Source organism: Dysgonomonas gadei ATCC BAA-286, assembly GCF_000213555.1.
Classification (GTDB): domain Bacteria; phylum Bacteroidota; class Bacteroidia; order Bacteroidales; family Dysgonomonadaceae; genus Dysgonomonas; species Dysgonomonas gadei.
In genome coordinates this window covers 34,097-46,322 of sequence record NZ_GL891980.1, presented here as the reverse complement: position 1 = coordinate 46,322, position 12,226 = coordinate 34,097, and the positions used below count along the sequence as shown (strand labels likewise).

Sequence of the window (12,226 nt, the reverse complement as noted above, 5' to 3'; positions counted from 1 at the left end):
AATGTTAGGGCCACCCGATTGATGTGCGAGTGGCTCTATTTTTTATCTTCATATTTGATAGATGCTATTTAAGTATATCTCTCTTCATTTTACTAAAGCAACGATGTTCATTATTAGTGAAATCAGAGCCAAAAATATCTTCACGGATTTTGTCTACAGTAAAATCAGGGTTACCACTAAGTGCATTAGACATCATAGTTATTCGAGCATCAGTATATTTCTGTTTCAGTTCAACCCATCTCAATGCTTCGATTTTATGGTAAGAGTATCTTTCTTCTAACTTAAACAAATTTACAAAATATTCGTAATCATTATCAGAAATATCAAAGACTAGGTTATAATCCTCACGATGTTGAGTTGGGTTGATTTTTATTTGTCCTGTTTTTGGAAGAATCCGAATAGTCACTCCGTTGTCAAAATCATAGAGAGGACTTGTAGGACTAAGTTTTCCTTCCGGAATGCCATCTTTGCCAAGTATCCGGGTCTTTTTTAATCTGGAATTACAAACTTGACAAGAAGGAACAAAGTTCATTAACGATAAAGCGACTATAGGACATGAACCTTTATCGAGTATATGTTCTACATCAAAATTGCTGCGATTTTTATAGTTAGGTTTAAACGTTTTTTCAAATTTATTATTTCCCCACCTAAGTTTCTTTCTTACACGATTAAAGTCATTTATATCTTTATATGGTCTATTAGCAATAACTTCCCTTAATTTAGTATCAATGGAGACTTTTAGTTTACTTTTTAATTCATCAGGAGATGCCGTATTCATAAAATATATCCCATCATCCGTCGCATCAATACTATATACATTAACATACGCCATATCACAGTAATGACAAGTATTTATCTCAAATCCATTGGCAGAATTCATCAAGAAGCCTTTAATTACTTCGCGATATTCATCATCATAATTAAAAAGGGCATCTAATTCCGTTTTCATTCTTTCTCTTTCCGCTTTCGGAATACGATGATAACCTCGATAAATAAGTATTAGTCCCCGATAATCTGCCTTCATTATGTCTTCTATATTTTGAGGAAATACATTCAAACGCAAATAAGTATTTCGTAAACGAGTCCATTCTGTTTGCATGTCAGCTAAATCAGAATATGATAATACATAATCAGATTTAAGCTGATCAAACTCTATTGTATCTTGGGGGTATTTAAATGGAATCATTTCTTTAAATTTTTGCGTAAAATCTCAATCTTAGCCTCCATATTCCGCAATTCTTCTTCCATACGTGAATTTGAATTGTCAGGCTTAAATTTATGTTCCATTTCATGAAACATAAAAAGGAATGACTTACTTAAATATGCATCAGCTATATGTTCGGCAGTAAACTTCAACTCATCATATTTGGCATTAAATTCTTTCTTTTGTTTTTCTGTATCTTTACTATAATAAATATCCATCAAATCATTCAATTTTTGTTCAGCAAAACCACCTATGGCGGATTCCATAAAGAAGCCACTTTTCAAGAGATCATATATATTGGCACCGAAGGTTTTCTGATTTGCTTCTTGCTCTTCATCACCTAAGAAAAGAATATTTGTTTCCGGAATATCAGATAAAAGAAAAGGGGAATGTGTTACTATTATAATATTGATAGAACGAATTACTCGCTGGTCTATATTGCAGAGTGCAAGATTATCAAGCAATCGTTTCACAAATACTCGTTGAAACTCCGGATGATAATATAACTCTGCTTCGTCGAAGATAAGATTTATGTGGTGATAACCCACTCGTTTTCCATCTTCTTGTACACTGGCAATATTCTTAATATGATAAAATATGTAACTCATACTATAGAGTAGTTGTCTTTCTCCACTACTCATTGTCTGCAAAGTTATTACGTCCGGCTTTGAATTACTATTTGGCTGTTGGCTTCTTACCTTCTTACGCAATTTTAAGTCTATCTGAAAGAAAGCTGGTGGTAATAGAAGAAAAACGTCATCGTATGTCTTGTGTTTTTTTTCACCTATTAACTCATTATACGAAATGGAATGCAAATTGTCATCCTTATACCTCCCATTTCGGATATAGTTGATACACTGATGAATTTTCATTGTAATATGGCTTTTCTCCTTATAAAGCTCGCCAATAATGTTTTTAATCTTAGGGCTTTCTTTCTTAATCCAACTTTCCATTCCTTCAGTTCTGACCATTTGAACTTCTCGATCTCCTCCTTTTTTCATATTTTCTGCTGAGGAAAGAAGAGCTTCTAAATTAATCTTCTCACGGAAAGATGGATAAGTTAGCCAAATTTTTATACTCTTATAGGCGAGAAAAAATACAATTGTGTCGTTACGCGAATCAGAATAATCCGCGAGATCATAGCCTAACTCTTCTTGAATCATATTGCCCCATTCCCACTCAAAGTGCCTTATTAACAAATCTATACTATCTGTAAGTACTGGATAGTTATTTTTTAAGTCTCTGCGAAAACTCTCTGTTTTATTTTCCTTATAATTCTCAATATACCTATAATGTAGTTCAATCGGATCATATCCTTCGATGAAATTTTTATCTTGAGATTGAAAAAGTAATGAAAAGACAGATAATCGTTGAAGAGCCAAGTGGTTTTCATTGTTTATTTTGATTTCACCATTATTACGATAGGGAGTTAAAACAATTGGGATATAATATCCATCATTTTTATGAAACATGTAGTTTAGCCATTGGCCTGATTTTACCTGTTCCTCTTGCCTAGAAATAATTGGGTCATAATCGGCACTGTTTAATGCATAAAGACTGTAATTAACAGCAATAGTATAGAAAAAACCACGCAATATATCATTGCGTTTTGTCTGAGATAAATTGGCAATCACTACTTCTTTTGATTTCCAATCTACTACTTCATAATAATTCACAACGGAATTATGGTTGTAGATATATTTTAATTGACCATCAAGTTCAAAAAAGAGTCGTGCTTCTAATCCTCCAGTATACAGTACCTCTACATCATCATTCTTCTGCATCGGAGCTAAAAGAATGACCGAAAAATTATTAAGGATACGGTAAATTATTTCCAACAGAGAAGATTTTCCAGATCCATTCTTTCCGACAACGGCACTTACGGAGATAGATGGTAACTCCTTGTTAATTTTATAATATTCGTCTGGGCAAGAATCTTCATCAAGCACGGGTATATCTTTGTCGTTCAATTTAATATCATTCTTACACTTAATTAAAGGATACCAACCTAATTCTAAACTTCTTCTTATACTAGGATTTGTACCTTCTAATATTTGAACGCCTATAATCTTCATGTATTATCAATTTTTATAGTTTCTTGTTCTTTATATTGCTTCTTTTTGCTTATCTTTTCAAGAGGATGCGGCAGGCAACAATTCCAACTCGATGTTTTTAAAATATGTTTTTAACATCGCTTCTTCTTCATCATCTTCAATTAATCTGATTATTGTCAAATGTTTAATTGTACGAGAACAAGCAACATAAAAAAGTTTTTGATTTTTACTCCGTTTTTCCAAATCTACACTTTCGTCGTATATACTTTTGAAATTGTATTTACTCCAAAAAAATTCATCTAATACAACAATAACATTCTCTATTCCGGAACCTTTAGTTTTATGCATTGTGATATAGCCAGTTTCTTCATTTAGATATTTATAGTAATTAAGGACTTCATCAAACTTTATTTTGTCGGAAAATAAATCAATATAAAATGTTTTCTTTTTCAGAGCTCTCTCAAATGTTGAAAATTCTTCATCTGAAATTTCTATATTATGATTTTTCTTTAGCCGAACCTTTGTGTTACTTCCACTAAGATATAACGATTCTAAATCTTTATATGATTGATTTTTATTGTAATTTTCAAGAAAATCACTTCTCCGCAAAAGGTAGTTGTTAAACCGCTCAGACTTTTTTAGTATCTTATTCTCAAAAGAGTAATCTAAAACTTGTTGCAGGTTATGTTTGGTAGACAGCAGATAATCAAAATGACTGATTATTGTTTTTTTATCTTTTAGTGTTTTGATTTGGAAACCATTACGCTTTAAATAGACAAGAATTGAATTGTATTGTTTGATTTGATATAATCGACATAATTCAACAATAGTACTTATTTGTATTCTATCCAATTCTTTCTCAATCTCTTCTTTGACTTCAGAATATCTTTCACTAAATATATTATATAAGTTTGAAAATCCTATCTCGCTTGAAATTGACTTATTTGTCAACATAAGAATTTTACATTCAGGAACTATGTCTTTTTTTATTGCTTTTATAGTGCTATTTAGTTTTTCTAAATACAGTTGCTTGTCCTCAACAGAACTGAATATGTTAGGCTTTTTGTCAACTTTCTTGTAGAATAATTTAGCAAATCCCTTTCGGGCATCTAAATTTTCATCTTTTTTTAGAGCCAATTTTTGTTCAATGCCATCAGTTCTAATGTTATTAATGAAACGAATCACTTCTTCGGAACATCTATAATTATCCTCTTTATCAATTCTTGTTATTGTTTTTTCTTCAATATATTTTTCTACATCCCCAATACCATCATCATATATGCCTTGCATTGAATCTCCAAATAATCCAATGGTGGTTTTCTTATTTTTTGGCAGTAAATTTAAAAATAGATTGATAATATCCTCATTTGTATCCTGATACTCATCAATCAAAATAAAATCATATTTATCACTGATTATTTTTGGTAATAGTTTGAATCGTTCACATAATTTGTAAGACAATAAAAGTAATGAATCGTGGGAAAACGTTAGTTCATTAAAAGAATCGAATCTTGTTTCATTATATGCAATCAAATTATGGTCTTTTGACGAAATAATCTCCTTTATATTCTCATTGAGAATAGCTATTTTTTCATTTAGTTGTGCATTGTAAATAGATGGAGATATATCGTACTCTCTTTTTCCTATTACTTTATCGCAGTTTTCTTCTTTCAAGAGAAATAGTTTCGCAGAATACTTTTCATAAACCTTTTTATATTCAGAATGAGTCAATTCAGTTACGTCTGAAATACAAAATATATGATGTATAATCTCCTTCAAATTCTTTTTATAATCTTTTATCAGAGAATTTAGAAATGAGTGAATTGTAGAAATTTCATACTTATTTCCAACACGAGCAATAATTTCATCAACAGCAACATTTGTATGTGTTATACAAACTATTTTCTTTTTAGGGTATTTCTCCGCTATATACGATATTACCTCTTTAAGTGATTCTGTCTTACCACTACCAGCTCCCCCTTGTAAAACAAAATTCTTAAATTCTTTTTTTGGATTCTGATTATTATCAATAATCTCTCTTATTTTGTCTAACGCTGTATTACTCATTCTGAAATCCACTTTAATCCATCTACAATATATTTAGGTATATTCCACTCGACATCTTTTGTCAATGCTAAGTATAGAATTGAAGAGGCAAAGTCTGATTTTCCATCAGACTTTAAAATTGCTTTAGTCAAATCAAAAAAATCTGTTCTTTCAGTTTTAATCTCAGATTTATTTTTTAAGCCATTTATATCTTTTTTGTTGCTATTTATAGTATTCAAATTAACACTTAAAAATGCATCTTCAAAACTTCTTGCGTGATACTCGTTTTCTTTTACTTGGTACGAGATTTTAATATTGGGGGTAATTGACGCTACGCTATTTTCCTTTATATTTTTAAACCAATCATCAAACAATTTTAGTTCATTAGTTTTAGTTTCACGTTCTTCAATTTTGGGAAGTTCTGGAGCATTCAGATAATATTTGATCGTAACATTGGTTGTATTAATGGCTTCTTCCGTAGAACATCCTCCCCAATATTTCTTTTTAGTATCTGATATTCCTATTTTGCACCCATCTAAATCTGTAAATATTAAAGTCTTAATATCTAAGAAGTTCAAAAAATGACAGAACACCCTTGCATTAGCGCCAGCTTCAATAAACGATATGTTTTGAGAAGTTAAGGGGATATAGTCAGATTCACTATCCCTTGATTGATCGTATTTCTTAATAAAGTAAGGCAGCAATAGTTTTTCTGAAACTCCTTCAATAAAAATTATTTTTTCCGCAAAAAATAATTCTGATGAATATAGAGTTAAATACTGTTTTAAAAATTGAAAATATTCAGGCTCTGATGTATATTTAACTTCTAACTCCTTATAGAAATTCTTAATAATAACATTACTCTTATCTAACTTAAAGTACCTTATATCTTCAAATTCGCACTGAGAAACGATGTGAGCAGAATGAGTTGTTATAAATCCCTGAAGATTTTGAATCGTTTTTAATATATCCTTTATTTTTTTCGCAAATACATACTGCATTTGAGGGTGTGTATGAGCTTCTGGCTCTTCAATAAACAGTAGATTAATATCTTTCTTTTCTTGTTCAAAGAATCTCTTTTTTATTTCGATTTGCAACAATAAAAACAGAATATTCAAATGTCCTAAACCATTTAGTGTTTCAGGCAAATATGTATCAGAGCTACCATATACTACTTTGGAATAATTAGATAAGATTTGCTTAGATTCTAAATCTGATATCACGTTTAACTGCCCTGTTCCTTCATCAACAAACTGCCTTACATTGGTAAAATAATCCTTAAAATGAACTTCATATTGCTTATTTAATTCTTCATCCATCTTAAAAATAGTATCATTTATACTACCGAAAGCATCTTGAGAGAAGAGATTCTCTTTATTAAAATAATTTGTAGTTAATTCTGATAACGCGGTTTTGCCACTTCCTTGATGTTCTGAACTTGAAACATTTCTCTTTGCATGAATTACTTGGAAATTAATTACTTTCCTGACATCTGAAATAGATTTTTCAATCATTTGATTATTTTTGTCTTCGCTTAAATCATCATCTTTACTAAAAGTGTATATTTTTGTTTCGAGATAATCCGTTAGACTCTTTTCTATATGCTTTCTCTTATATTTTTCGTCTTCAATTTTCGATAAATCAGACTCCAATTTGCTTCGATTAATATCACACTTAAATAGTAATTTCACAATATGTTCATCAGGATTTAAGTCTAAAATAAATTCAGAAAGATTTTCCAGATTATCTTCCTCTGAATATATAATTTCTAATACCATTTGTATTGAACAATGACTTAAATCAATTTCTGTACCAGTGTTCAAGATGTCATTCCTCAATGAAATAGGGAAATCATTAAAATTGAATTTGTAGTGTTCGGGTCTAAGAAATTTATCGAATAATACAATAAATGACGTTTTACCGCTATTATTTTTACCTATCAATAATGACAAATCTTGTTTTTTGTCTTGATCCAGTTGTAAAGTCGAATCTTGTAGTAATCTGAAATTTTTAACTGAAATTGTTTTTATGTACATAGAATCATAGATTAGAATACTTCATAGCTTCTGTAAATATACACTTATTTAGTTTGTTAATGTATGTTCTCATCCTATTATATTGGATGAAAAATTATTTTTTTTTACTACTGAAAATATCTTCAGTCTCTCATTTAGGATACCGAGATAGGATACTCAAATAGGGAGGTAAATACACCCCGATTATCTATAATTCCTAGACAACCGCAGACACAAGCATCCACCTCTTTAAAACCTTGCAATCAATCCATTAGCAAGATGTATTTTCGCTCTGCATTAATAGTAATGCAGAATAAAAACATCAATTTATTATGGATCAAAACAAAGTAAAATCCGAAGAGCCTAAAGTCTTATTGACACAAGGCGAAGATGGCAAACTCAAAGTCATCACAGGGGAGCAGGACGGTAAACTCAAAACCGTTGAACCCACCAAAGCGAATGCCGACCAGTTTTTGAAAGTTGATACCAACAGCAACTTTCTGGAAAATTTCTTCAAGAAGATGTCGGCACAGTTCAATCACCCGTCACATACGGGTGTATATGCCGTCGGGATGTCAGCCGTAGATAAAATAGCTGCCTTTCTCGACAAACTTATCCGTATCGACCACACAGACAAAGCACTCGATCCGTATCGCCTTAAATTTGATGGTAAGGTAAAGGTACATATTGAGCTAACAGGTAAGTTTCAGCCTTTAGATCTCAATAAACTCAATTGGAAAGAGACTGAGAAGTTAGGACTTTCAGGTGACAAATTGCAGGATGCCCTCAAAGCAATGGTTTACGGACATAAGTCTCCCGGTTTGGTTGATATTAAACCTACCGTTGATGGCAATGAGTTTCCGATGCAAGCTCGTTTATCATTAGAGCCACAGGAGGATGGAAGCATCAAGCTAGTAACCCATCCCAAGCAGGAACAACCCGATTTTGATAAACCATTTATGGGAATAGTCTTTTCCGAACAGGACAAAGAGCAACTCCAAAAGACAGGGCACGGGGCACGTGTCTACGAACTTGAACCTGTAGGCGGAGGTAATAAAATCCCCTCGCTTGTATCTCTTGACAAAATAACGAATCGACTCGAAGCCGTACCCCTCTCTGAGATCAATATTCCACAAACCTTAAAAAATGCTCCACTCTCTCCCGAACAACAACAAGGATTGAGAGAAGGTAAAGCTGTATGGGTTGAGGGCATGGATAAAAAGGTCAAACCGGGAGAAGAACCACAAAAAATCGACCGTTTTGTACAGTTCAATGCCGTCAATAAGAACTTTGATTTTAAGTTCAGCGACGAGCAACGACAACAGCACAAGGAACAGCGACAAGCCAAACAGAGTGAAGGGCAAACACAGGAAAAGCCATTGCCCAAAGCCCGTAAAGTTGATGAGGTATGGATTTATTCTAAGCAAGGTGGCGTACAGCTTAGTAAAGAAGAATTTACCAAGCTGTGTAACAAAGAACCAATCTTTGTTGAAGGTATGCAATCCCGTCCGAAACAACAACAAGCTGATGCTTCAGGTACCCAGAAAGTAGAGGCTACCGACCAGAAAGGACAGAAGTACAATGCATGGGTATGGGTTGACGAAAACAGAGATAAAATTCGTCATACCTCTAAGCATCCCGATCAGGTACGAGCCATCGAAGCCAAGCAAGCTGCTAAGGATTCTCAGAAAGTGACTCCTGTTGCCGAAAGTAAGACACAAGTGGCTGTCAATAATGAGGGCAAGACCAACGAGGCAACCAAATATTCCAAAGAGCCGCTAAAGCAAGGTCAGATACAGCCCACCGCCAAGCAAGTCGAAAAGAAGGAGCAGCAACAGGAACAAAAACAATCTCCTGCTGCTCCCAAGAAAAGCAAAGGGCGAAAAATGTAGAAATATAAAATAATAAAAGGGTCTGCGACCCCAACCACTAAAAAATCAATGTTACAATGAAAATAATAATAGCAGAAAAACCTTCTGTGGCTAAAAGTATAGCAGCCATAGTCGGAGCAAACAATAAAAGAGAAGGCTATATAGAAGGCAACGGATATGCCGTTACGTGGGCTTTCGGGCATCTGGTAGAACTTGCCATGCCGGAGCATTATGGTATTACAGGCTTTCAGAAAGAGAACCTGCCAATACTTTTACCAGAATTTAAACTATTGCCCCGACAAGTCAAAGAGGGTAAGCAGTACAAAAACGATCCCGGTGTGATGAAACAACTAAAGGTTATCCGCGAGTTATTCCATCGTGGGGAATCTATAATTGTGGCAACCGATGCCGGACGAGAAGGGGAACTCATATTCCGTCATATATACGAATATATAGGATGCAGCCTTCCGTTCGAAAGACTTTGGATCAGTTCTCTTACCGACCGTGCTATCAAAGACGGCTTTAAAACGCTTCGTCCCGGAGCAGACTACGACAATCTGTATGCTTCCGCCAAAGCCCGCAGTACCGCTGACTGGCTCGTAGGGATCAATAGCAGTCAGGCTCTTTCTATCTCGGCAGGATACGGTGTTTGGTCACTTGGTAGAGTACAAACTCCGACACTGGCGATTATTTGCAGTAGGTATCTGGAAAATAAAGATTTCAAGCCACAGACCTATTTTCGTTTGAAATTGCAGACAGAAAAAGAAGCAACATCGTTTTGGACTCATTCGGTAGATAAATTTGATACCAAAAGTCAGGCTGAAGAGATTACAGCAAAGGTAAAAGCCACAGGAAAGATACCCGTTACAGCAGTAGAACGAAAGGAAGTCAAACATGAACCACCATTGCTGTACGATCTCACCTCACTTCAAAAGGAAGCTAATAGCAAGCATGGATTTTCGGCAGATAAAACGCTGACGATAGCTCAAAGCTTGTATGAGGCAAAGAAAATCTCCTATCCCCGAACAGGAAGCCGTTATATTTCCGAGGATGTGCTGGAGGAAATACCGCACCTGATAGCAACACTTCGTTCACACTCACTTTTTAGGCCTTATATTGATGGACGATTTGATGCCAAACTCAATACTCGTTCGGTTAATGATGCTAAAGTGACCGATCATCATGCACTGATTATCACGGAAGAACCGGCAGGCAATTTAGCCAAAGACGAACAACTTATCTACGATATGGTTGCCGGACGCATGCTCGAAGCCTTTGGCGAACCTTGCATCAAAGAGAACACCACCGTATCACTCGATGCCGATGGCGTACACTTTTCCTGCAAAGGGAGCGTTACACTCGTCCCCGGCTGGAGGGCGGTATTTGATGCTAAAGACGAGCCAAACGATGAGTACGACTCTGTTGCTTTGCCCGTCCTTTTGGAAGGCGACAGCTTGCCTATCCGTGATTGCGAGATTCAGGAGAAGCAGACCAAACCGCGTCCATTACATACGGAGGCAAGTTTGCTTAGTTCGATGGAGTCCGCAGGCAAAGAGGTGGAGGATGAACAACAGCGAGAGGCAATGAAGGAGTGCGGTATCGGAACACCTGCCACCCGTGCATCCATTATCGAAACTCTGTTTTCTCGGGAATATATCGTCCGTGAGAAAAAATCTCTTGTTCCGACCAACAAAGGATTAATAGTCTATCTGGCGGTCAAGGACAAGAAGATAGCCGACGTAGCTATGACAGGACAATGGGAGGAATCCTTAAACAAAATAGCTTCGGGAGAGATGGATGCGACTACCTTCCACAAAGGAATAGAAATCTATGCCTCGCAGATAACTACGGAACTGCTTTCTACAGTCATCGAACGCACGGATAATCACAATACTTGTTCTTGTCCTAAGTGTAAAAACGGACAGGTGGTATTTTATCCCAAAGTGGTAAAATGTAAGGATGAAAATTGCGGACTGACCGTATTTAAAACCATTGCTAAGAAAGAACTGACGGAGGGACAACTCAATGATCTTTTGATGAATGGCAAGACTGTACTGATAAAAGGGTTCGTAAGTTCTAAGACCGGAAGTACCTTTGATGCCATCGTAAAATTTGATGCGGACTACAAAACGGTTTTTGAGTTTCCACCACGCAAAGAAGGTCACAAGAAGAAACGTTCGAAGTAAATTATAGATCCAATTTCATATTATAGTTGTAATAACAGCCCTTCTTCAGTTGAATTTCACCTTCATCCAATTTCTGGAATCCTAAGCGGGTATAAAAAGTGACGTTTTCCGGGAGTTGGGTTGTTAAACCAACAATATGGCATATTCGATTTATAGATCTCAATTTCTGTAAGCAATCGTCAATGATATAAGAACCTATTCCGGAGCCCTGATAGTTCGCTTTTACGGCAACCATCGACAAATAATAATAGTCATTGGTTCCGATAGCATTTGTCAGAAGCTGTTTATTGAGAGAATCCATCTTAAGCATTGTGCGTAAAGCAGAGAATCCAAAATTCATAATAAATCGTGGTAATCCGATCTTGAAATAATCGCGAAGTTTAGATTTTACTCCACTGGGAGGTAATAAGCTAAATACTCCTATTATTTCCATTGAGTTTTTCATTCTAACGATTTTTGTCACAGATTGTCTTTTGTTTATCAGGTATAGATTGGTTTTGAATAACCAGAACAATCCGTCTCGCAATCTATCCTTATTTACAAAGATTGAAGCATAGGCCAGATTCGATTCAAAAGCATCTACTAAAATAGCAGCGACCTCTTCATATTCAGATTCTTTCAATTTATCTATTCGGACATCAGGTAAAGACATGACAATTGCTTATTGATATTACGATTCAATTAACCATACAAATTTAAATATAAGTGATTGGATACGCAATGACACCAAGAAAGAAGCGACCATTGAAATAATAATTTCACTATATTTGCCACTGAAAGGTCTCTGTTCTACGATTCGGAATAGTCGTTTAACATTGATTTTTTAGTGGTGGCATCCGGGGCTAAGCTC

At 34.9% G+C, this 12,226-nt stretch carries 7 protein-coding genes; 2 read left to right on the top strand and 5 right to left on the bottom strand.

Going from position 1 to position 12,226, the window contains the following annotated elements:
* Window positions 1–64: 64 nt before the first annotated feature.
* From HMPREF9455_RS04030 to HMPREF9455_RS04015, 4 genes are read right to left on the bottom strand one after another with little or no spacing between them, the layout of a single operon-like run.
* Window positions 65–1,186, bottom strand: coding sequence for a hypothetical protein (locus HMPREF9455_RS04030; protein WP_006798326.1), 1,122 nt, complete (start codon window positions 1,184–1,186; stop codon window positions 65–67).
* Window positions 1,183–3,279 carry an AAA family ATPase gene (locus HMPREF9455_RS20600; RefSeq protein ID WP_006798325.1) on the bottom strand — a complete coding sequence of 699 codons (2,097 nt, stop codon included), beginning with the start codon at window positions 3,277–3,279 and terminating at the stop codon, window positions 1,183–1,185. Before HMPREF9455_RS20600 ends, HMPREF9455_RS04030 begins: the two co-directional genes overlap by 4 nt.
* 57 nt (window positions 3,280–3,336) lie before the next feature.
* Window positions 3,337–5,325 carry a UvrD-helicase domain-containing protein gene (locus HMPREF9455_RS04020; protein ID WP_006798324.1) on the bottom strand — a complete coding sequence of 663 codons (1,989 nt, stop codon included), beginning with the start codon at window positions 5,323–5,325 and terminating at the stop codon, window positions 3,337–3,339.
* On the bottom strand, window positions 5,322–7,340 hold the full coding sequence (locus HMPREF9455_RS04015) for an ATP-dependent nuclease (RefSeq protein WP_006798323.1): 2,019 nt from the start codon (window positions 7,338–7,340) through the stop codon (window positions 5,322–5,324). Before HMPREF9455_RS04015 ends, HMPREF9455_RS04020 begins: the two co-directional genes overlap by 4 nt.
* A 311-nt stretch (window positions 7,341–7,651) precedes the next feature.
* Between HMPREF9455_RS04015 and HMPREF9455_RS04010 the strand changes: the two genes are divergently transcribed.
* A complete protein-coding gene (locus HMPREF9455_RS04010; RefSeq protein WP_006798322.1) occupies window positions 7,652–9,211 on the top strand; it encodes a DUF3945 domain-containing protein in 1,560 nt (519 codons plus the stop codon).
* Window positions 9,212–9,267: 56 nt separating this feature from the next.
* The gene (locus HMPREF9455_RS04005) at window positions 9,268–11,376 is read left to right on the top strand and encodes a type IA DNA topoisomerase (RefSeq protein ID WP_006798321.1); all 2,109 of its coding nucleotides are present in this window, start codon (window positions 9,268–9,270) and stop codon (window positions 11,374–11,376) included.
* A gap of 1 nt (window position 11,377) precedes the next feature.
* Here HMPREF9455_RS04005 and HMPREF9455_RS04000 read toward each other — a convergent pair whose 3' ends face one another.
* A complete protein-coding gene (locus HMPREF9455_RS04000) occupies window positions 11,378–12,028 on the bottom strand; it encodes a GNAT family N-acetyltransferase (protein ID WP_006798320.1) in 651 nt (216 codons plus the stop codon).
* Between the last annotated feature and the right edge of the window lie 198 nt (window positions 12,029–12,226).